Source organism: Vibrio sp. SCSIO 43153, from assembly GCF_023716625.1.
In the GTDB taxonomy this organism is placed as follows: domain Bacteria; phylum Pseudomonadota; class Gammaproteobacteria; order Enterobacterales; family Vibrionaceae; genus Vibrio; species Vibrio rotiferianus.
In genome coordinates, this window is sequence record NZ_CP071855.1 from 694,930 (window position 1) to 717,480 (window position 22,551).

The following is a 22,551-nucleotide window of genomic DNA, read 5'->3' on the forward strand; positions in this document are numbered from 1 at the left end:
TTTATGTGGTAGAACAGAATCAAAAAAGCGCCTACAGTAGGGCGCTTTTTTATTGCGGTTTAAGAACCGTGACCGTCACTTAGTTGCTGGTAGGCCACATCTCTTCCCATTTTACTGATTCCATGTTGTCTTCGATGCTATCTGGCGTTTGAGCAAAAAAGTCTAATCCAGTTTGACGTTCAACTTCGTCAATGGTGGTAATAAAGTTGGCTAACTCTGAGCTTGAAACATCACGATGCGGGACAATGAAAGCAATGGCTTCATCAAAGCTTGGATCAAGAATGACTTTGTAAAACGCGCTCGGGATCATCACGCCATTACCGATTGTTCCTTCGTTGCCTTGGTAAATCGGTCCAGTCACCACATAAAGTTCGTTGTATTCATTGGCGAGATCACGAACATGTTCTTCTAGAACGCGCCAACCAACTCGGTTAAACCCCGGAAGTTGAGGCGACATGTTGCTCATCAAAAAGCTCTGTTTCATTGACTCTCGGGTGAAGTCCATTGTCGCTGACGGAGCAAGGTGTCCTCTGTCGTAATCTGAGCCTTTGTAGTCCGCTAGGGTAGAGCGCGCGTAATCCGGCATTTCAGTGTCTTCTTTGAAGGAGTTACTGCGCTTGTTGGTGATATTCACGCTTTCTGCGGTAATGTGATAAGCAACCCAGTCTGCGTTTTTGGTGTCGTAGTTGTACCCAACTGCATAGCCATCTCGGCAAAGGAACTGATCGCTGTTGGTTGAAGGCATGCCTTTATCAAGGTGTTGACCACAAGTTTCAGCAAGACTAGGAAAAGATAGTAGTGTGACTAAAGATACTAAGATGATGTTTTTCATTATTTTTCTCCGTTATAGGGAGATCTGAAAATAATGAAATTACTTACTAAGACTGTGAATTAGCTTATAAACTAATCAGTACCTTGTAGGTTAATAGTGGGGTAAATATCATTGCTGTGAATGTAAAGGGTTACACAACAAATTTTATAAACGTATTGTCTAACCCAAAACTGACTGCGTAAAGAGATGTACTTACTCGGCTTTATTTGGTCCGGTAAAGCGAATGTCTTGCAGGTTAAAGCCGAGCTCGATGTCGCATTTCAACGCCGCTACTCGTTTGCATAGACGTGCAGATTCAATGTGCTCATCCAGCTTCTTACGATATTTCGGTACCAGCTCTTCACTTGCGTATGCCGCTTCAATGTCCTCAAACTGAGTGAGAATTTCCTTAGCTGCTTTTGGACCTACACCGGGAACGCCCGGCACTTGGCTTGAACTGATGCCCGTTAAGCCCCAGTAGTCGGCAAGCTGAGAGGGTTTTACGCCAAACTCTTTTTCGATAAACGGCTCATCCAGCCAGCGGTGTTGGAAGTAATCACGGATTTGCAAAGTCGGGGACAGCAACTGGCAGTATCCTTTATCGGTCGAGACTATCGTGACCTTCTCTCCGTGACTGGCGACTTTGGTGGCCAGAGTTGCAACCAAGTCATCCGCTTCATCACCTTCAGATAATAACGAATCAATACCTTGTTCCCACCACGCTTGTTGAATTGCGTCTAAACCTTGCATCAGGGGCTCTGGCATAGGTTTGCGGTTTTGTTTGTAGTTTGGAAGGATTTCCGCGCGCCAACCTCGGTCTTGCTCGTGGTGATCGAATACCGCGATGATGTGCGTCGGTTGCGCTTCAGACAGGATGCGAGTCAGCGTTCTGCCTGTGGTGGTGATGGTTCTTGCTATGTCAGTTGGATCGGGTTGTGCAGAGTGCACACGGCGGATCAGGTTTAGGGCATCAATGATAACAAGATGAATAGACATAATGACTTAGCAATAAAAAAGGGGCGTAATGCCCCTAGTGTAACCAAAGCTGAGTTATCTATCGACCACCATTTTCTCGATGGGCAATACGGTAACATGGCTCGTAAGCTGTACCACCTGGTAGTTTCATGCGGTGCTGCTCTACGAAGTCTTTCAACAGCTTGTCGAGCTTTTTCATCAAGACTGGATCGCCATTGATGGTAAACGGACCTTTGCGTTCGATTTCTCGAATCCCTTCCGCTTTAACGTTACCAGCAACAATACCTGAGAAGGCTTGGCGCAGGCTTGCAGCCAGAACTTGAGGTTGTTGGTTCAAATGCAGATCTAGGCTTGCCATCGCATCATGAGTTGGTTCAAACGGAAGTTGGAACTCTGGCTCAATTTTTAGCGACCAGTTAAAGCTGTACGCGTCGCCTTTCTCTTTTCGGTGTTGACGCACTTCGTCCATTGAGCGTTTCATGATGCGGGCAACTTCTGCAGGATCATCAATCACGATTTGGTAGTGTTTCTGACCTTCTTCGCCAAGGGTATCAGCAATAAAGGCATCGATTGAGCGGAAGTAGGCTTCGCTCTCTTTCGGACCTGTAAGTACGATAGGCATTGGTTGGTCGGCATTTTCTGGGTGCATCATAATACCCAAGATGTACAGCAACTCTTCGGCGGTACCCGGACCTCCAGGGAAGATAACGATGCCGTGCGCCATGCGAACAAAGGCTTCGAGACGTTTCTCGATATCTGGCATGATCACCAGTTCATTCACGATTGGGTTTGGTGGCTCAGCTGCGATGATTGATGGCTCTGTCAAACCAAGATAGCGTTGGTCTGTGTAACGTTGCTTGGCATGACCAATAGCGGCGCCTTTCATTGGACCTTCCATCGCGCCAGGACCGCAGCCCGTACAGATATTCAGTTCACGCAGACCCAGTTCGTTACCCACTTCGCGAGTGTATTGGTACTCGGTTGGATTGATTGAGTGGCCACCCCAACACACAACAAGGTTTGGCTCGATACCAGGGGTTAGAGCGCCAGCATTACGCAAGATGCCAAATACGAGGTTGGTAATGTGAGTAGCATTAGTCAGGTTGAGGCGCTGGTTGTCCGCCAAGTGCATGTTCACGTATACGATGTCGCGCAACACAGAAAACAAGTGCTCTTGAATACCTTTGATGATCTCACCGTCAACGAACGCGTGCTCAGGTGGGTTAGCAAGCTCAAGCTTGATGCCTCGTTCACGACGCACTACATTCACATCAAACGATAGGTATTTATCTAACAGCTCTTTTGAGTTGTCGGTGTGGCTTCCCGAGTTGAGGACCGCAAGCGTACAGTTGCGATAGAGCTGATAAAGATCACTTGATGCTGTTTTCTTAAGACGCTCAACTTCGAGTTGTGATAGCAAATCCATGCTACCTGCGGGGCTTATATGGGTAATCATAAGGCCTCCTTGCTATTGCTTTCTTTGAGGGAAAAAACCAACTCACCTACTTAGCTTATACGTGTCGTTCTACTCAGCGGTTGGCAGACTTTGTTGTTTAAACAGCTTAGCAGACTGGTAATGAAGAAACGTGATAACTCGTTGAATTTTGTAGGCTATATAGTAAAACAGACTGCAATTGCAGTCTGTTTGGTGTTTTTTTGAGCAATCGGCTAGTTCCAACTTACTTGGTTGGTACCTCTTTGTTTCGTCTCTTTTAGCATACTACCTAATCGATCTAAAACGTACTCAGGGCTATCTGACTCTTTAAAGCTGGTTGAGACGGCGGTCAGCGTAATCATGATGTTCTGTTCTCGGAACTTAAATGGCAGTTGGCTCACATCTCGTTGGATCTGCTTGAGTAAATCAAGCGTGTATTCTTCGCTTTGGTCAGGGATCAACAAGATAAATTCTTCTCCACCAAAGCGTCCGACAGTATCGGTATCGGAGATGCGTTTTCTCATCGTGCGAGCAAGGATCTTCAATGCCTTGTCACCTGCTGTGTAACCATAGCTATCATTAACCGCTTTGAAGTTATCGACATCAAACAGCACGACGCGCAAATTTTGTTGAGAGCGAATCCAGCGACGGTATTCTAATTCCAAGCGATCATTGAAGGCCGCTCGGTTGTACACCTTGGTTAGTGGGTCTAGCAGCATCCGCTGAGCTTGGTCTTCCAATCGACGACGATAATCTTGGGTAGTCTCGAATACGGCTTCAAGCTGATTTTTACTGTAGCCTAGGCGCTCTTGAAGAGCTTGCTCACGCTCCTCTGTCATTTTTAACCTTTCAGTTAATGAAGCGATTTGAGCTAGCAATGGTGACATATCAGCTTTGAGAGCTTCCAGTTCCGCTGCTTGATCGAGCGTCGTTTGGGTGCGATCCACCAACGAAGAGAGCTCATAGTTTAAGTCTTGTCGGTGCTCAAAATAGGTTTGATGCTGATCGACATTTTGATGTGCAGTCTTTAAGTTGGAAGAGAGAGAAGTATTCAACTGATCGAGGAATTGCTCAGAAGACTTACGCTCAAACTTGGTTGCTTCAACAACCAGTTTTAGCGTATTCAACGTGAGTTCGATTAGTGACTCTGCGTTAACACCCAGCAGAAGCTTGGCTCGAATATCGAGTAGTTGCTCTCCAGATTCGCCTTCAAAGTCTAGTTCTGTAATTGTGTATTGCAGATCAGAGGCAAGACACTCTAGTTGTGACTTGTCAGGTGAGTTTTCAAGTTCACCTAAGTTAAGGCGTGAGTTGGAGGTGATTATTTTAAGCGCACGTTCGTAAATGCTGAGAAGCTTTACTGCTTGGTCCACTTTTTTGCCTGCGTGAACCTCTGAAAAGCTCATTAGATTCCGCAGTTCACGTTTCAGTTGCGCAGGCAAACCTGTGATTCGCTGGAGCGTTTCACCACTGTGTTTTATCTGCTCATCAAGGTAACCGTTTTGTTTTTCCATCGCCATAGACTGTTGTTTGAGTACTCGTTCCAATACTGCAAGGCGGGGGATCAGTGAGGTTATGTCTTGTTGATGTTCTAATTCTCGCTGAATTTCAAGCAAGTAGTTTGTGACTTGCGTGCTTGAGCCCTGGCATGCAGAGGTCAATGATGCCACAACTCGCTTCAGAACTTGCTGCTCTCGCTTAAATTTGAGCGAAGTATCACGATGTGCCAGCCTGAGTTGGTCAAGTTGACAACTCAGCTGATGAAGCTGCGACTGAATATCGGATTCCAAGATTCCCATGAAAAAACTGTGGCTAAGTCCATGTACTGCTGACAATTAATTGATAATAACAAAAAACTTTATAGCGTCATTAGGTATCGTGCTCAACCGCTGTTTAATTACCCACTTTTTAATATTTTTTTGAGGTTGTCCTCATTCTGGTACGAAGAGTGGATCTTTATTAGCCCTTGGTTTATGGCGTGTTGGCATGCGGTACGTATATCACCAGTTGCAAAGCTCGCTGCTGGCGCATTGTCAATGGCTTTCAAAAATACCCAGTGACTTGCTTTGTCTTTTAAGCTGACCTCTCGGGCAATGTGTGTAGCCAATAGCAGCAAATCAAGCAATTCCTCATCGTTGATTGCGGTATAAGCACGAGGTAAGAATGGGTAGTCACTAATGCCCATTCGGATAATTCGATTTACATTGTGCTGCTCGGCAAACTCATCCACCCAGCTTTGGAATTTCTCAAAAGTGGCTTCTGCGGAAGCATCACGATCAGCATTTGGCTCGATATATAGCAGGTTTGCATCTGAGAAGTGGTACAAACGAGTCGGTTTGTTAATGCGCTCCGCTAAGAACTCTCCGAATGCGCGTTCTAACTCCAAACCTGCTTTGTAGCCGTGCTGAACGTACATACTGCGCAGGAATGGTAAATCGATCATCACAAAGCGTAAGCGGTCGTTGAGAGGTTCGTGGATTAACTCTCCCATTTGCCATTGCTCGAACGTTTCACTGGATTTCTGCAGTGAGCGCGATAATTTGACGTTGAGCATACGCAAGTTGCGTAAGCGTGATCGAGAGTGGGTAAATAGGTCGTTACGTAGTTTTTCTATCTCATTCGATTGGCGTTGCATGATTACGCCACGACGCATGATAAACAAAAACATCACCAAAACAGTGATAAACAACGCGAACGATATTTTCTGAAACTTGCGATGCTCCATTTCTACTTGAGCCAAGCGATCCGCTTGGCCTACATAGTGGATACTCTGTTCGGCAAATTCTTTTTGCTGGCGGAAGGCATCCTCACTGATCTGGTTAAGTTGCTTTTGCTCTAAGCGAACTAAGCCGGTGTATTTTTTATACGCTTGCAAAGAAAGCTGATATTCGCCAGCTTGCTCATAACCTAGAGCCAATAATCGGTATGATTGCTGTTTGATGAAGCCAGTATCGTCCGGCGCTTTCTCAATGAGAACGAGCGCTTTCTGGGCATTGTTGATCACACTCTTACTGTCATTTTGGTGATACGCTAGACCGGACTTAAGCAATGACGCTTTTGCTTCCAAATAAGGTATCTTTACGTACTCGAGTAAGTCTAAAGAGCGATCGAGGTACTGTTCTGCTAGTGCGTAGTTGTACAGTTGAAGGTAAGTAGCGGCGAGGCTGAGGCGGATCTTGATGATACGTTCAATATTTTTTGCTGTGCTGTCATGGTCCAGAACATTGAAGTAATGAACGAGGGCAAGATTGAACTTGCCTTGATAGAAGTAAACATCCCCCATTTGCTCAAGAACATCCGCTAAGATAGGTGAGTTCGGGTAGCTATCATAAAAATCAGCAGCTTGCGAGAGGTACTCTATGGCTTTGTCATAGACTCGTCTCTCACGGAATAGGCGTGCTAGTAGCCGATTAACTTTTGCAAGGCGAGCACCGTTATCGCTCTCAATCGATTGCCAGTAACCAAAAAGCAGCTCTGATAATGCTAAGTTGTATTTCTTGTAGTTGAGGTAAAACTCGCCGACAGCAGTGTGGTAGTCAATTAATGTGATGTCAGAGCGGTTATCAGCCAGCATGCTTTTGGCCTCCGCATACCAACGATCCGCTTCGACAAAGTTGCCGCTGTGAGAGGCGAGCAATGCACGCTGCATTACTAAACGGTATCGTACACTGTCTGTCCGTTGCAAAACTGGGTTAGCTTGTTCGATCTGCTGCTCGACCTGATCGAGTTTATCTTCCGCCACCGCATAGTTTTTATCATTCATCCAAAGCATTTGGTTGCGCATCAGTTGCACATCTAGATTTAGGTAAGGAAGTTGATATTCGGTGGCAAGTCGTTCAGCTTCGTTTAGGTTGTCGATGGCTCCCTTAATGTTACCCATAGCATATTCAGCTTGCGCGATGATTTTATGAGCTTCAATCGTGCTACTGGGAGTGCGAATACTACGATCGGTCTCTTCACGAGACATGGCAGAAGGGCTACCGTTTTCTTTTCGGTCAGTCAACTCACGTTGTAAAAGGTAGTTTTTGGCGGCTTGTTTGGCTTGCGATGGTTCAATCTCAGCCAGTTGCTGAGCTTCATTAAGCAAAGCGGAAGATAAAATGGTCGCGTGAAGTGGCTGTGCTAACCATAAGCAAAGAAAGCCAATCAGCCTAAATAGACGCGAACTGTCCCAAAACATCCTTTTCGTTCCCTCGAACTGTGTCGTAATTTACGTGTTTTTGAATAAACAATAGTAGAGAAAAACGCCCAGCAATCCAACAGATAGCTGAGCGTTTTTGAGTATTTAAGCAATTAGTTTTTGAGTGTGGAACTCAAGCACTTTTGATTCTCAACTCAGATTACTGACGCGCCATGCGGTTATTGTGCGCGGGCTTGTCTTGTTCCGTTGAGCGGTAAGGGTTGATATCCAAACCACCACGACGTGTGTAACGTGCAAATACCGTTAGTTTTGTTGGCTGGCAGTACTTCATCAGGTCAGTGAAAATACGCTCCACACATTGCTCGTGGAACTCGTTGTGCTCACGGAATGAAACGAGGTAACGAAGTAATTTCTCACGATCAAGCTTAGCGCCTTGGTAACGAATTTCTACGCTGCCCCAGTCAGGTTGGTTGGTGATCAGGCAGTTTGATTTCAGTAGGTGGCTGTGAAGGGTTTCTTCTACTTGCTCTTCGCCTGCTGCGCCTTCAAGAAGTGCGGCGTCAAAATCGTAGCTGGTGATTTCGATATCTTGACCGTCGATGCACTCGCCTTCCATGGTTACGATAGGCTGGTTGGTGTAGTGAGTTACTGGGTTTACTTCCACAAGTACTTGCTCACCAGCGCATGCTGATAAATCTTGCGCTAAACGCTCAGTCACTTCTTCCCAAGTAGCAAAACGCGTTTGGTTGTAGCTGTTTAGGTACAACTTGAACGACTTTGACTCAATTAAGTTCGCGCTGGTCGCAGGGATGTAGACTTCGCCAACGGCAACTTGAGGCAAGCCTTTACTGTTTAGCCAAGATAGCTCGTACAGCGTCCAAATGTCGTGCCCCATAAATGGTAGGCTGTCGCCAAGTTCAAGGTCATCACGGTTTAGGCTGCGAGGTACAGGTTGCAGCAAGCTTGCGTCGTATTGATTTGCGTACTCGGTCTTTTTACCCAGAGTTAGGCCAGCAAGCTCTTTAGCGTCAGAATATTTGCTCATACTTTGTGGTCATTTTCGATTAGAATGGCGAGAATTTTACTGAATCCGCTGATTAATTGCCATCCGGCAGACACCGCGACCTGATAAAAACTAACCAGGAGACCTTCATGACCCAAACCGTTACTCAGGCTCTACAGGACTTTAGCCTGCGCTATCAACAAGCTTGGCAAGACGAGCATAACGAACTGCCACGCAGTGAAGAGCTTGCTGATCTTGTTTCTCCATGTGTAGAAGAGAAACGCGACGGGGCCGTATTGTGGAAAGCATTCCCACGTGAAGAAATGGCGGATTTCACTAACGTTGAGAACGCAATTGAGCTGACGCTGCATGAAGACATCAAAACCTTCTACGGTTCACAGTACAGTGCTGATATGGACGCAACTTGGCAAGGTAACGAACTGACGCTGCTGCAGGTGTGGAGTGACGATGATTTCACCCGTCTGCAAGAGAATATTCTTGGCCACTTAGTCACTCAGCGTCGTCTAAAGCTAAAACCGACGGTATTTATCGCCGCTACAGACGCAGAGCTGGATGTGATTTCTATCTGTAACCTAACTGGTAATGTGATTCTTGAGCGCCTAGGCTCAGACAAACGCGACATACTGGCGGAGACGCTAGCAGAGTTCCTAAGCAAACTTGAGGCAGCGGTGTAAGCATGTACGTTGTTGAGTTGCAGTTTGAGTGTTTTGATAACACCACCGTAAGCGCGGTTGATAAAGCGATTAATGGTCTGATGGACGCATTGCGCTACAACGGTCAGGTGCTTGGTCGTGAGTTTCCTATCGTGATGGGTGATGGCGAGTTTTATGTTCGCGTGGTTTGCCCAGAGCAAGACAGTTTGCATCCTCGCTACCATTCTGATTTCGTCAAAGTGTGCATGAATCGTTTGTCGGAAGCGTCGTTGCTTGCGCCGAAAATGCGTATGTTGGGTCGTGATTTGAACTCAGAAGAAGCGGCTGAAGAAGAAACACCAAGCTGGCAAGTGCTCTACACCACGTACGTTCATACTTGTTCTCCACTGCGTAGCGGCGAGACACTGTTGCCAATTCCGCTTTACCGTAATGGTGCGACATTGAATGGTGACCATAAAGCGGTAGTGAAATGGCAAACCGAATGGCAAGCGTGCGATGAAATCCAAATGGCGGGTGGTTGCCGTGCTGAACATGCGGCGCTGCACGAGATTTGCGACGCGGACAGTGTCCTGTTCCGTCGTGGTTGGGATTTACGTGGTCGGATTGAATACATCACCAAGATCCCGACTTACTACTATCAATACCGAGTTGGTGGTGAGTCGCTTGAAGCGGAAAAAGGACGCAAGTGTCCAAAATGTGGTGGTGAGTGGTTACTCGACGAACCGCTGCACGACATTTTCTATTTTAAGTGTGACGATTGCCGAATTGTCTCCAATATCTCTTGGGACCACATCAAATAGTTTTTTTAAAGCTGGCACCTATGCCAGCTTTTTTCTATCTAATGTAATTGTGTAACGGTTACTTAACAGATTTTCTTATTATTCACTCTGTCAATGCTTTGTTTTTGAAAGCATTTTTTCTGAAGATATCTCTCATCCCCTAGTTTGTGACCTGTGTTCACGTTCAAAGAAAAATGTAACACATATGCATGCTTTGTAAGCATTGAAACGTTTGCTTCTCAAAAATTTCAAATAATATCCATATCCTATTTAAGGTTTTGGGAAGAGGGCCCCTTCCGAAAATATATATAAAAATAATCTGGAAGGAATTGAGATGACTTTATTTAAACGAAGCTTAGTCTGTATTGCTGTAGTCGGCTTGATGGCTGGCTGTAACGATGATGAAACAAAATATGTAGAAGTACCGTCGGATTACAGTCCAGTTGTCGCAGAGGGTAAAACGCTAACTAACACGCCTGATGTAGTGGTAAAAGGTGAAGCAACACAAGCCGATGAAGTAACCATCGCTATTGCTGCGACGTCGGATTTACATGGTCGTTTATTTGGTTTTGATTACGCGTTGAATGCGGAAGATGACGATGCTGGTGTTACGCGTGTTGCGACTTTACTGGCAGATCAAAAAGCTGCGCACCCAAATATGATTCTGATTGATATCGGTGATACGGTTCAAGGTAACTCTGCACAGCTATTCAACGACGATCCAACTCATCCAGTAGTCGAGAGCATGAACTCGCTTGGCTTTGACGTTTGGGTACCAGGCAACCATGAATTCAACTTTGAGCGCTCGTTTATCGATCGCAACTTAAATCACTTTAATGGCGCGGTACTGTCTTCTAACATCAAATGGGAAAGCAACGATGTGAACTACATTCGTGCATTCCAAATGTTTGAAGTGGAAGGAGTGAAAGTGGCGATCGTTGGTCTAACGCCGTCGAATGTGCCGAACTGGGAAGCGTCTGCGCCGGATCACTTCAAAGGTTTGAAGTTCGAGAACGAATTGGATGCGACTAAAGAAGCCGTTGACCAATTGGTATCTAAATACAATCCAGATGTGATTGTTGGTGCGCTTCACCTTGGCCGACAAGAAGATGGTGGTGTGGGTGTTTATAAGATTGCTTCAGCAATGGCGGACAAATTTGATGTCATCCTAGCGGGGCACGAACACGCAAACTACATCGAGCAAGTGAATGCTGATGGCACGGTGACACCAATCAGCAAAGCAACGTCAGAAATTGGTGGCGATAATTCTCTAATCGAAGATAAAGCTAAATCTGGTGTATACAACCAAGAAAATCGTAAGCAAAGTGTGAAGATTATTGAGCCAGGTAAATGGGGTGCTTACCTTGCTAAAGCTGAGATTCAGCTGAAAAAAGTTGATGGCAAGTGGACCATGGCGGACACGACATTGACCAACATCGGCACTAAGAAAGTGGAAGAAGATCAAGCGATACAAGCGAAATTCCAATACGTGCATGATATTTCGGTTGAAGATGCAACACGTGAGCTCGGTCGTGTGACTGGTAACTTCACGCCAAGCGCAACGGGCTTCCAAGATGAAGCGACAGCGACGGATTACAACTACACTGCAGAGCGTTTGTACTCGACCATTCACCTTGCGAAAGTGGTTGATACGCCTTTGATGGATGTGATTAACCAGATTCAAATGCAGCAAATCGAAGCTGCTGTTGGTGAGGGCAAAGGGGCTGTTGTATCGGCAGCATCACTGTTCTCTGATCAATCTAACTTAATTGATAATGAAGTTTACACCAAAGGTAAATCGACTAACTTGTACAAGTACGACAACACCTTGCTTGGTGTTGAGATGACAGGTGCGAATCTGAAACGCTTCATCGAATGGTCTTACTCTTACTTCAACCAATATAAACCGGGTGATATTACCGTATCGTTCAAGAAAGGCGCGCCAGCTTATCTTTACGATCAGTTCGATGGTGACATCCAGTTCACGGTAGATCTAAGCAAGCCATCACTTGAGTTGGATGAAAATAACGCGGTGACGAATGAAGGTAGCCGAGTAAGCATTACTAGCATTGGTGGCGAACAGTTTGATCCAAACGCGACTTACAAAGTGGCGATGAACAGCTACCGCTTTGGTTCGCAAATTCAGAAGTTTGGTTGGGCAGACAAAGATGACGTGTTCTACGACTCTGTGAATGAGCCAGTTTACGCAATTCGCGATATGCTAACTGCATATGTTGAGAAGAACCATGGCATTGATGTTGCTGATTTCAGCGATAATGTTGGTAACTGGGCATTCACGCAATACCAACCAAGCGGAGAGATTACTACGCTGCGTGACGGTGAGGGTAAAGCACTTTTGGAGCAATTGAAGAACATGGAAATCTGTGTCTCGATTGATTTAGAGAACCCGAAATACCCAGCGATTGTTAAGTCTGTGAACATCAATGATTCGTCGAGCTACTTTGTTAACCCTAACAAAGACGCGACAACCCTTGATGAGAAGGTAGCAGGCTGTAACCCAGCTCATTAATCCTGCATGTGGGCGCGGTAGAGGTTACCGCGCCTAATTTTACTCACCAGAGGCAAAGCCTGTTGGAGTGAGTGATGTAGAAGAGTGCTTCATGATCAAAAGAATCTATAACAAGTGGGGTTTCACCCTACTGATTATCCTTATATCCACACTTATTTTTCAGTTTTCTTCTTCGTGGAGTGAAGATTTCCGTCCTAAATCTCGTCAGCAACAAGAGTTTGTTGAAGCGACTGTCATGCGTTCGATCTCGAACCATGTGGCACCTGATCCGCTGGTGCCAGATGTGATGACAGGCAAACAAGTCTTCATGGCAAAAATCCTAGAAGGTGAGAGCGAAGGATTGGAGGTGGAAGTCACCAATCCACTCAGTCGTCAGCACAATGTTTATGTCAGTGAAGGCGATACTTTCATCATGATGATCCGCGAAACTACCAATGGCACCGTTTATTGGGCGTATAACCACAAACGCTCAGACGCGATTTACCTGATGCTTGCGCTGTTCTGCGCGCTGCTGCTGAGCTTTGGTAAGAAAGAGGGCATTAACTCGATGGTCGCGCTCTATTTTACTGCGGCATTAATCGTTGGCGTGTTGGTGCCGAGTATTTTTGCTGGTTGGAATCCAATGTTGGTCAGCATCTTATTGATGGTGGTAATCATCGTAGTCAGCTTTATTCTCGTCTCTGGTTATAACCGTAAGAGTTTATGTGCCATGGGCGGCACATTATTGGGCGTGATTGCCGCGGGTGTCATGGCGCAGTGGTTCGGCGAAATGGCACACTTGTCGGGCATTTATCTCGACAAAGGCGAAGACGTAATTTACCTAACGTCGGTGAAGATGGGCATTCGTTGGTTGATGTTCGTGACGATTGTCGTGGCCGCGCTTGGTGCCGTAATGGACGTGGCAATCTCGATTGCATCGGCGTACGCGGAGCTGCAACAAACCGACCCGAAACTCAAACCAAAGCAATTGGTTAGAGCGTCTATGAATATTGGTCGAGACATCATGGGCACCATGACCAACACTTTAATTTTGGCGTTTGCTGGTGGTTCATTGACGACCATTATGATGGTGTGGGGGCTTAACATGCCGGCGAGTCAGTTTATGAATATGCCGCTGGTGGGACTCGCCGTGGTGAATGCGTTGGCGGGCAGTGTGGGGATTGTGCTGACTATTCCTTTTACTGCGTTTCTAGCGCCTTATGTGTTCAAGCATCCTCAAGTGGAAGAACAGGTGAAAAAGAACGTTGAGCAAGACGAAGTTCAGCTGTTCTAGCGGTAAAGCAGTAATCAAAAAAGATGCAAAAAGGGCGCTCGATGAGCGCCCTTTTTTGCATATTCAATTCTTGTAGAAAGGGGGGATTACCAACCTTTAACTACGCCACCTTTGAAGATGTCCTTTGCAGCTTCGTAAACTTCATCTGTTTGGTATGCTTTCACGAATTTTTGTACGTTAGCTGCCTGAACGTTGTCTTCACGAGCAACGATTAGGTTTACGTATGGAGACTCTTTGTCTTCAACGAAGATACCGTCACGCTCAGGTGTTAGGTTGATTGAGCTTGCGTAAGTCGTGTTGATGATAGAAACCGCTACGTCATCAAGAGAGCGTGGAAGCTGTGCTGCATCTAGCTCTACGATTGTGATGTTTTTCGGGTTACCTACGATGTCACGTACCGTTGCTAGCAGATCAACGCCATCACGTAGCTCGATCAGACCTTGTTGCTCAAGAAGCAGTAGAGAACGACCTAGATTCGTTGGATCGTTTGGTACCGCGATGCGTGCGCCGTCTTCGATCTCATCCACTGATTTTACTTGCTTAGAGTAACCTGCGATTGGGTATACGAAAGAGTTGCCAGCCGTTACTAGTTTGTAGCCACGATCTTTTACTTGCTGATCTAGGTATGGCTTGTGTTGGAATGCGTTCGCATCGATTGAGCCATCATCTAGTGCTGCGTTTGGTGTTACGTAATCGGTAAAGGTAACCAACTCAACATCCAGGTTGTATTTCTCTTTAGCAACTTTTGCTGCTACTTCTGCAACTTGAGCTTCCGCACCTGCCATTACGCCAACTTTTACTTTGTTCACGTCGACTTCTTTGTCCCCACAACCAGCAAGAACCAGTGCAGAAGCGGCAGTTGCAACAGTCAAAAGACTCTTAAGGCTAAATTTCATCTTTATCTCCTTATAATTGGTATTTTCAATTCTTATCTGTGGTCTACGCGGCGTACGATTGCATCACCGATAGACTGAATAATTTGTACTAGAACAATCAGCATCACGACAGTTACGGCCATGATCACTACATCGTAACGGTGGAAGCCATAACGGATAGCTACGTCACCAAGACCACCGCCGCCTACCGTACCTGCCATTGCTGAGTAGCTCACTAGCGTTACTAGAGTAATGGTTACTGAGTTAACAATAGTCGGCATTGCTTCAGGAAGCAGAACTTTTGTGATGATTTGTGTTGGCGTCGCGCCCATAGATTGCGCGGCTTCAACCAAACCTGATGGTACTTCTAGTAGTGCGCCTTCAATGAGACGCGCCACAAATGGGATAGCACCGATAGTTAAAGGAACAATCGCTGCTGTTGTACCGATGAAGGTGCCAACCAACAGTTTGGTTACTGGAATAATCGCAACCATCAGTACTAGGAAAGGAACCGAGCGACCGATGTTAACGATGGCGCCAAGCACACGATTAAGTTTGGTGTTTTCCAGCAAGCCACCTTTTTTAGTGGTATGCAAAATTACGCCGAGTGGAATACCCACTGCGAAACCAACGATGCCTGCAACGGCAACCATGTAAAGGGTTTCCCATGTTGCGCCCAAAAGTAGGTTGCTGTTTAGGCTCAGCCATTCAGAAATCGTATTAAAGGACATAGCCAAGTACCTCTACTTTCACGTTGTGCTCACGCAAGAACTCAATCGCTGCGTTATCGTCTTCTTCGTTGCCAAACAGCTCCGCAACCATCATGCCGAACTTCACGCCGCCAGCGTAATCCAGATCAGAGCTTAGGATGCTCACGTCGATGTTGTACTTACGTGCGATTTGCGTCATCAGAGGGGCATCCACGGTTGCGCCAGTAAACTCTAGGCGAACCAATGGGTAGCTGTTTTCTACGCGCGTGGTTTGTAAGCGTGCTTGGTAATCTTCTGGGATAGAAAGATCCAAAGTAGAGCGAATGAACTCGTGTGCCAGTGCAGTCTTCGGATGCGCGAAGATTTCACCAACGGTGCCTTTTTCCACTAGTTCACCATCACCGATGATCGCCACTTCGTGACAGATGCTCTTAACCACTTCCATTTCGTGAGTGATCAGAAGAATGGTGATTTCGAGCTTGCGGTTGATTTCTTTGAGTAGTTCTAAGATGGACTGAGTCGTTGCTGGATCCAGCGCGCTGGTTGCTTCGTCACACAGCAGAACGCTGGGATCTGATGCCAGTGCACGTGCAATTGCCACACGTTGCTTTTGACCACCACTTAGGTTTGCTGGGTAGCTTTCATGTTTGTCTGCAAGACCAACGAGCTTAAGAAGCTCAGTCACTTTTGTTGTGATTTGCGCTTTGTCTTTACCTGCTAGCTCAAGAGGGAGTGCGACATTGTCGAAAACGGTGCGAGACGACAGCAGGTTAAAGTGTTGGAAGATCATCCCGATGTTGCGGCGAGTTTCTCCCAATTGCTTTTTGCTTAATTTGGTTAGGTCAACGCCATCTACGATGATGGAACCCGAAGTTGGGGCTTCCAGCATGTTCACACAACGGATCAGGGTACTTTTACCCGCGCCCGATGAGCCGATAACACCAAAGATGGTGCCCTTTGCGATATCTAGATTAATGTCCTTAAGGGCAAGAATTTCCTTACTGCCTTGGTAGAACACTTTATTGACGTTTTTTATTTCTATCATGTTTCAACCTGCACAGAGATACTGGGAATTTCGCTGTTAAAAACGGCTTTTAACAGGAGTAAATTTTGAACTCTATCTCAATTCTCAGTTGATGCTATGGGTTAAGCTGGTTTAAGTCAATAGATATTTTTACGTCTAGACGTCTAGACGTCTAAATGTATAGATGTTCTGTCGGGAAAGTAAAATAGAGAATGTTAGAGGGAGAGAAGCAAATAAGAGGGATATTCAAGATTTACCGATTCTCGGGCGACAAATCAACTGTTTTGTCGCTCACTCACGCCAATTAGATAGTGTGAGTGCTTATAAGGTATGTAATAATCTGATGAAACCGAGTAAATAGAGAAATACGTTTTGGCAAAACCTGCTGTTTTTATCGATCGTGACGGCGTGATCAACGTTGACCACGGCTACGTTCATGACGAACATGATTTTGAGTACATTGACGGTGTCTTTGAAGCGACAAAAGCGCTGAAAGATAAAGGCTACCTGTTGGTGCTTGTGACCAATCAATCCGGCATTGCACGTGGTAAATTCAGCGAAGACCGTTTCTTATCTCTGACTCAGTGGATGGACTGGAACTTCGCTGATAATGGCGTTGAGTTCGATGGCATCTACTACTGCCCACATCATCCTGAACATGGCATTGGTGAGTACAAGCAAGATTGTGAGTGCCGTAAGCCAAAACCTGGCATGTTCATTTCTGCACGTGACTTCTTGAAGATCGACATGGAGAAGTCTGTGATGATCGGCGACAAAGCCGAAGATATGATGGCAGCAGAAGCGGCAGGCGTTGGCACTAAGATTTTGGTTCGCACTGGTAAGCCAGTAACGGAACAAGGCGAAGCGATTGCTACGGTTGTACTTGATAGCATTGCCGATGTGCCTGCGTACCTAAACAAGTAATCTTCATTACTGATTGAGATAAGGGAAGCCGCTGCTTCCCTTTTGTTTGATTCCTTCTTTTAGTCTGAACACTTATGAGCAAAAAACTCACCATTCTTGATATCGCGAAACTGGCTGGCGTGGGCAAGTCGACGGTCAGCCGTGTGCTTACCAATGATCCCAAGGTAAAACCGCAAACGCGTGAGAAGGTAGAGCAAATCATTCGTGAATCAGGCTACGTCCCATCAAAGTCGGCGCAGTCGATGCGTGGTGGCAGTCAAAAGGTGATCGGTGTGATCATCTCTCGTTTGGATTCGCCATCAGAAAACCGGGCCGTTGGCACCATGCTTAATGCTTTGTACTCAGCAGGGTACGATGTGGTGATCATGGAGAGCCAATTCGATCGCGCTAAAACCAATGAGCATTTGGATGTGCTTAAACGTCGCAATGTCGATGGGGTGATCGTGTTTGGTTTCACTGGGTGTGATGAACTGGCGTTAGCGGAGTGGGGCAATCGCATTGTCGTGATCGCGATGGACACGCAAATGGTTTCCTCGATCAACTACGATAACCAAGGCGTTATCGATATGGCGCTCTCTCACCTGGAACAGCAATTTATTTCTCGAATTGCCTACATCGGTGTTGACCCTGAAGACCGCACCACGGGTCTTGCTCGCCTTAATGCTTACCAAGCTTGGTGTGAGAAAAATCGCATAGAACCTTGCTTTCAAACTGGCAAGCTCAACCACGAAAGTGCTTATCAGCTAGTGGATCAAGTCCTTCAATCCGATACGCAAGCCATCGCTTGTGCCAGTGACACTATCGCTCTCGGTGTAATTAAACGTCTGCAAGAAGTGGGACGTGAAGATGTGGTGGTTACCGGTGTGGGTGGCAACGAACTACTCTCGTTCCTTTTTCCAAATGTCTTCAGCGTGGATCCTGGCTACTCTCATGCGGGTGAAAAAGCCGCTAACATGCTGATTAATCAATTAAATGGTGATGAGTCTGTGGTGCACTTTACCCAGCAGCCTATCCGTCATTAATCCACCTTTCGATGATCTGCTCTAAAATTATACTGTGATCATTCTCAATTAATGGGACTGTTCCCATTTTGTTTTTGAATGCGAAATGGCACTATTAAAATCATCAAGTGGGAATGTTCCCATTATAAAAATAAAACGATGAATTGAATGTATCCAATACAGGGTGGACAAAGTTATGAGTAAGATTGCGCGCCAAGATGTACAGCGTCTTATTGAGCTGGTCGGGGGATCGGACAATATTGCCAGTGTAAGCCACTGTTTAACTCGCTTGCGTTTCGTGTTGAATGACACTGACAAAGCCGATACAAAACAGTTAGATGCACTGCCTATGGTGAAGGGCTGCTTTACCAACGCAGGTCAATTTCAGGTCGTCATCGGCACTGAAGTTGATGAGGTTTACAAAGTTCTGATCGAGCTTAGCGGCAAAAGTGAAGCGAGCAAAGATGAATCTAAGAATGCTGCTCGTCAAAACATGAATATCGTTGAGCGTGGTATTTCCCACCTTGCTGAAATTTTTGTACCACTGCTACCAGCGATCATCACCGGTGGTTTGATTCTTGGCTTCCGTAACGTGATTGGCGACATCAAGATGTTTGATGGCCAAACGTTAACGGAAATCAGCCAGTTTTGGGCTACGGTACACTCTTTCTTATGGCTAATTGGTGAGGCGATCTTCTTCTTCCTACCGGTTGGTGTTTGTTGGTCGACAGTGAAAAAGCTCGGCGGTACTCCGATTCTGGGTATCACATTGGGTGTCACTTTGGTTTCGCCACAGTTAATGAACGCCTATCTGATTGGTAAGCAAGTGCCTGAAGTATGGGACTTTGGCTTATTCGCCATCGAGAAAGTGGGCTATCAAGCGCAAGTGATTCCAGCGATGTTAGCCGGTATTGCACTGGCATTTATTGAAACTAACTTAAAACGCATTATTCCGTCTTACCTTTACCTAGTGGTGGTACCATTTGTTTCTATCATTGTGTCTGTGATTCTTGCGCATTCTATCATTGGTCCATTCGGTCGTATGTTGGGTGACGGCGTTGCTTTCGCTGCGAAAGCTGCCATGACGGGTGACTTCGCGATGATTGGTTCAACCATCTTCGGCTTCCTATACGCGCCATTGGTGATTACCGGTATTCACCACACCACCAACGCGGTTGACCTTCAACTGATGCAAGAGCTAGGCGGCACGCCAATTTGGCCTCTGATTGCACTTTCAAACATTGCTCAAGCATCTGCAGTAGTTGGCATCATTATCATCAGTAAAAAACACGGCGAGCGTGATATCTCAGTGCCTGCGGCTATCTCTGCTTACCTTGGTGTGACTGAGCCAGCGATGTACGGCATCAACTTGAAATACAAATTCCCAATGCTGAGCGCGATGATCGGTAGTGCGATTGCCGCTGCTATCTGTGGTAGCGCAGGTGTGATGGCGAACGGTATCGGTGTGGGCGGTTTGCCGGGCATCTTGTCTATCCAACCACAGTTCTGGGGCGTATTTGCTCTGGCGATGTTGGTGGCGATTGTTGTACCAGTGGCACTGACCCTTGTGTTGTATAAGCGTGCGCAAATGAAAGGCGAGTTAGAAACCGCTAGCGCGTAATTCGAACTGAGGCAGCGATTTGGCTGCCTCGTTTATCTCTTCGTTTTTTTAAGATTTTTAAGTTTCCGTTTAATGGTAAGTGAGCGTTAGAAATGGCAATGACCAAGCATGATGAGAGCTGGTGGAAAACCGCAACCATCTACCAAATTTACCCAAAAAGCTTTTGTGACAGTGGAAGTAAAGGCACGGGCGATATTAAAGGGATCATTTCTAAACTAGATTATCTAAAACACCTTGGTGTGGATGCGATTTGGCTGACGCCGGTTTATCAATCGCCAATGATCGACAACGGTTATGACATTTCCGATTATTACGCGATCAACCCAGATTTCGGCACTATGCAAGATTTCGATACCCTGTTGGCAGAGGCTCACCAACTGGGTATTCGAATCATCATGGACATCGTGGTCAATCATACTTCGACAGAGCATCATTGGTTCCAATCGGCACTGGGTGACAAAAACAGCCCTTACCGTGATTACTACATTTGGAAAGATCCTGTTGATGGCGCAGAGCCAAACAACTGGCAATCTAAGTTTGGTGGCAATGCTTGGGCGTTGGATGAAAAAACGGGTCAGTACTATTTGCACCTTTTTGCTAAAGAACAAGCGGACTTAAACTGGGAAAATCCAGTGGTACGTGAGGAAGTAAAAGAAGTCATAGGCTTCTGGGCAGACAAAGGCGTCGATGGTTTCCGTCTTGACGTTATCAACCTGATTTCCAAGCAACAAGACTTCCCAAGTGACGATATTGGTGATGGTCGCCGTTTCTACACGGATGGTCCACGTGTGCACGAATACCTTCAAGAGATCAGTGAAGCCGTGTTCCAAAAATATGGCAGCGTGACGGTGGGTGAAATGTCGTCCACCACGCTAGAGCATTGTCAGCAGTATTCAGCGCAAGATGGCAAAGAGCTGTCGATGGTGTTCAACTTCCACCACCTGAAAGTTGATTACCCAAATGGTGATAAGTGGACGAAAGCGCCGTTTGACTTCATCCAACTGAAACAGATCTTCAACCATTGGCAAACCGGCTTAAATGGCAAAGGGTGGGGCGCGCTATTTTGGTGTAACCACGACCAACCACGCGTTGTGAGTCGATTAGGTAACGACGAACAATACCGTGTTGAATCTGCCAAAATGCTTGCGGCATCGGTACACATGATGCAAGGCACGCCTTATGTTTATCAAGGTGAAGAGATCGGCATGACCAACCCAGGCTACACCGAAATCAGCCAATATCGCGATGTTGAAAGTACGAACATGTACGACATCATGGTTAATCGCGATGGCGTATCTCACGACGATATGATGGCGATTTTGGCGCAGAAGTCGCGTGATAACTCACGTACGCCAATGCAATGGAACAGCGCGAAACACGCGGGCTTTACTGAGGGCACGCCGTGGCTAGAGGTGGCTCAGAACTATTCAGAGATTAATGCGGAAGCCGCGATTGCCGATTTGAACTCGGTGTTCTACTTCTACAAGCGCTTGATTGAACTGCGTAAACAGGTTCAAGTGATCACTGATGGTCGTTACGAGGACCTGCTGCCAGAGCACAAACGTATTTTTGCTTATGCTCGTCAGAACGATAAGCAAACGCTGTTGTGTATTAACAACTACTACGGCGAAGAGGTGGAGTGTGTGTTACCAGAGCGCTTTGATATGAGTAAAGCCAAAAACCTGCTTTCCAACTATCAAAATGCGACCAGCACGACTGCTTCCAATCACCAAGTACTGCGTCCTTACGAAACTCGCATCTTGCTGATTGAAGAATAAAAGCAAATAAAAAGTACCCCTAGGGATTTCGATCCTAAACAAAAGGCTTTGGAGTGCTCCCCAAAGCCTTTTTCTATGAGATAAGATTGCGGCTTATGCTTTCTCGATCTTGCTCAATGTTGCTTTCTCTTCACTGATTTGAGTTTGTTCAGCTTTCAACAGTTCAACTTGCTCAATCAAGCCTAGTGCAGGGTTAAACCAACGCTCTGCTGATGTTTCAAATTCCATTGAATCCATACCATCACATCTTAGGTTGTAGGTGTTCTTCTCGGTTAGGTATGCCGCTTCAATCGATTTGCCAGATACAGTGAAGGTTTTGCGCGCACCTGTCTCAGTGATTTGTTGGCTCCACCAAGCTTTGCAATCTGCGTTATCTGGCAGCTGTTCTACCCATTCGTGATCCTCAAAATCATTCAAAAGGTTAGCCACTTGTTCACCATTCAGCGATAAATCAATAGAGATGGTGTTTACGCTAATATCAATGTTCGGATCTTTCTCCTTAACCGTCGAACCTTCCACGCGAAACACAGGGCTGCTATCCATAAGCATTGCGATAGAGATACGGTTAACAAGGTAAGCATCGGTGATTTCGTGTAGTGCGCCATCGGTGCCAGTAAAGTAGATCGACTTATCGTCTTCGCCATTCTCTTCAACTTGCTCAGACAGATAAAATTGAGTGATACCGTTGTTAACCAGATCGTGGATGATTTGAATCACAGGTGCCGATTGTGGAACGTTAGACAAAGCATCAATAAGCTCCTGACTGCTCATTGCCTCAAAGTCCATCGTCACAGTACCGATTTGCTGTTCATCAGAAGCAATGTCATAGCGCAATTTTGTACTTGATACAGGTGCAAAAGATGAGTTTGAAATCGGGTAATCAAAGCTGTTTTGTGGACCTTTATTGCCGCTTGAAGAGCCAGAAGAAGAGCCGCCGCCACAGCCATAAAGTGCGATCGTAGCTGCTGCGATAAGCGTCATTTTTTTAAGCATGAGT

General features: G+C 46.1%; 18 protein-coding genes. 8 read left to right on the forward strand and 10 right to left on the reverse strand.

The annotated features are described in order from the left end of the window. Positions 1–79 precede the first annotated feature (79 nt). The 6 genes from J4N37_RS03185 to queF all read right to left on the reverse strand — a co-directional run bounded on the left by J4N37_RS03185 (position 80) and on the right by queF (position 8,407). Positions 80–832: a DNA/RNA non-specific endonuclease gene (locus J4N37_RS03185; RefSeq protein ID WP_252041667.1), complete on the reverse strand. Its 753-nt coding sequence runs from the start codon at positions 830–832 to the stop codon at positions 80–82. A 192-nt stretch (positions 833–1,024) separates the two neighbouring features. Beyond that, positions 1,025–1,807: a flap endonuclease Xni gene (gene xni, locus J4N37_RS03190; RefSeq protein WP_171357929.1), complete on the reverse strand. Its 783-nt coding sequence runs from the start codon at positions 1,805–1,807 to the stop codon at positions 1,025–1,027. 58 nt (positions 1,808–1,865) lie between these two features. Beyond that, positions 1,866–3,242 carry a nucleotide 5'-monophosphate nucleosidase PpnN gene (gene ppnN / locus J4N37_RS03195; protein WP_045387369.1) on the reverse strand — a complete coding sequence of 459 codons (1,377 nt, stop codon included), beginning with the start codon at positions 3,240–3,242 and terminating at the stop codon, positions 1,866–1,868. A 212-nt stretch (positions 3,243–3,454) separates the two neighbouring features. Beyond that, positions 3,455–5,020, reverse strand: a complete 1,566-nt coding sequence (locus J4N37_RS03200; protein ID WP_038886024.1) for a GGDEF domain-containing protein — start codon at positions 5,018–5,020, stop codon at positions 3,455–3,457. A 98-nt stretch (positions 5,021–5,118) separates the two neighbouring features. Then, positions 5,119–7,401 (reverse strand): tetratricopeptide repeat protein, encoded by a 2,283-nt coding sequence (locus tag J4N37_RS03205; protein WP_252041668.1) that lies wholly within the window; start codon positions 7,399–7,401, stop codon positions 5,119–5,121. Between the two features lie 160 nt (positions 7,402–7,561). Further along, entirely contained in the window at positions 7,562–8,407 is an 846-nt protein-coding gene (queF, locus tag J4N37_RS03210) for an NADPH-dependent 7-cyano-7-deazaguanine reductase QueF (protein WP_045387376.1), read from the reverse strand. Between the two features lie 107 nt (positions 8,408–8,514). Between queF and syd the strand changes: the two genes are divergently transcribed. The 4 genes from syd (at position 8,515) to J4N37_RS03230 (ending at position 13,621) form a co-directional block, all read left to right on the forward strand. Then, positions 8,515–9,060, forward strand: coding sequence for a SecY-interacting protein (gene syd / locus J4N37_RS03215; protein WP_010446384.1), 546 nt, complete (start codon positions 8,515–8,517; stop codon positions 9,058–9,060). 2 nt (positions 9,061–9,062) lie between these two features. Beyond that, positions 9,063–9,839, forward strand: coding sequence for a Zn-ribbon-containing protein (locus tag J4N37_RS03220; protein ID WP_005432677.1), 777 nt, complete (start codon positions 9,063–9,065; stop codon positions 9,837–9,839). Positions 9,840–10,152: 313 nt separating this feature from the next. Then, positions 10,153–12,348: a bifunctional metallophosphatase/5'-nucleotidase gene (locus tag J4N37_RS03225; protein WP_252041669.1), complete on the forward strand. Its 2,196-nt coding sequence runs from the start codon at positions 10,153–10,155 to the stop codon at positions 12,346–12,348. A gap of 91 nt (positions 12,349–12,439) precedes the next feature. Beyond that, on the forward strand, positions 12,440–13,621 hold the full coding sequence (locus J4N37_RS03230; RefSeq protein ID WP_252041670.1) for a YibE/F family protein: 1,182 nt from the start codon (positions 12,440–12,442) through the stop codon (positions 13,619–13,621). 86 nt (positions 13,622–13,707) lie between these two features. Here the strand turns inward: J4N37_RS03230 and J4N37_RS03235 are convergent, their stop codons facing one another. From J4N37_RS03235 to metN, 3 genes are read right to left on the reverse strand one after another with little or no spacing between them, the layout of a single operon-like run. Beyond that, entirely contained in the window at positions 13,708–14,517 is an 810-nt protein-coding gene (locus tag J4N37_RS03235; RefSeq protein WP_252041672.1) for a MetQ/NlpA family lipoprotein, read from the reverse strand. A 32-nt stretch (positions 14,518–14,549) separates the two neighbouring features. After that, positions 14,550–15,227, reverse strand: coding sequence for a methionine ABC transporter permease (locus tag J4N37_RS03240; protein WP_005432672.1), 678 nt, complete (start codon positions 15,225–15,227; stop codon positions 14,550–14,552). Continuing rightward, positions 15,217–16,251, reverse strand: a complete 1,035-nt coding sequence (metN, locus tag J4N37_RS03245) for a methionine ABC transporter ATP-binding protein MetN (RefSeq protein WP_138943505.1) — start codon at positions 16,249–16,251, stop codon at positions 15,217–15,219. The genes J4N37_RS03240 and metN overlap by 11 nt, the downstream gene beginning before the upstream one ends. A gap of 351 nt (positions 16,252–16,602) precedes the next feature. Between metN and gmhB the strand changes: the two genes are divergently transcribed. The 4 genes from gmhB to treC all read left to right on the forward strand — a co-directional run bounded on the left by gmhB (position 16,603) and on the right by treC (position 21,554). Next, complete coding sequence (gene gmhB, locus J4N37_RS03250) at positions 16,603–17,154, forward strand: D-glycero-beta-D-manno-heptose 1,7-bisphosphate 7-phosphatase (RefSeq protein ID WP_005381961.1); 552 nt, start codon at positions 16,603–16,605, stop codon at positions 17,152–17,154. Positions 17,155–17,228: 74 nt separating this feature from the next. Continuing rightward, entirely contained in the window at positions 17,229–18,176 is a 948-nt protein-coding gene (gene treR / locus J4N37_RS03255) for a trehalose operon repressor TreR (RefSeq protein WP_252041673.1), read from the forward strand. A 175-nt stretch (positions 18,177–18,351) separates the two neighbouring features. Further along, positions 18,352–19,776 (forward strand): PTS trehalose transporter subunit IIBC, encoded by a 1,425-nt coding sequence (gene treB / locus J4N37_RS03260; protein WP_010446414.1) that lies wholly within the window; start codon positions 18,352–18,354, stop codon positions 19,774–19,776. 92 nt (positions 19,777–19,868) lie between these two features. After that, positions 19,869–21,554, forward strand: coding sequence for an alpha,alpha-phosphotrehalase (gene treC / locus J4N37_RS03265; protein ID WP_252041674.1), 1,686 nt, complete (start codon positions 19,869–19,871; stop codon positions 21,552–21,554). Between the two features lie 93 nt (positions 21,555–21,647). On the opposite strand, the gene J4N37_RS03270 is transcribed toward treC, so the two are convergent. Continuing rightward, complete coding sequence (locus tag J4N37_RS03270) at positions 21,648–22,547, reverse strand: hypothetical protein (RefSeq protein ID WP_078607771.1); 900 nt, start codon at positions 22,545–22,547, stop codon at positions 21,648–21,650. Positions 22,548–22,551: the final 4 nt, after the last annotated feature.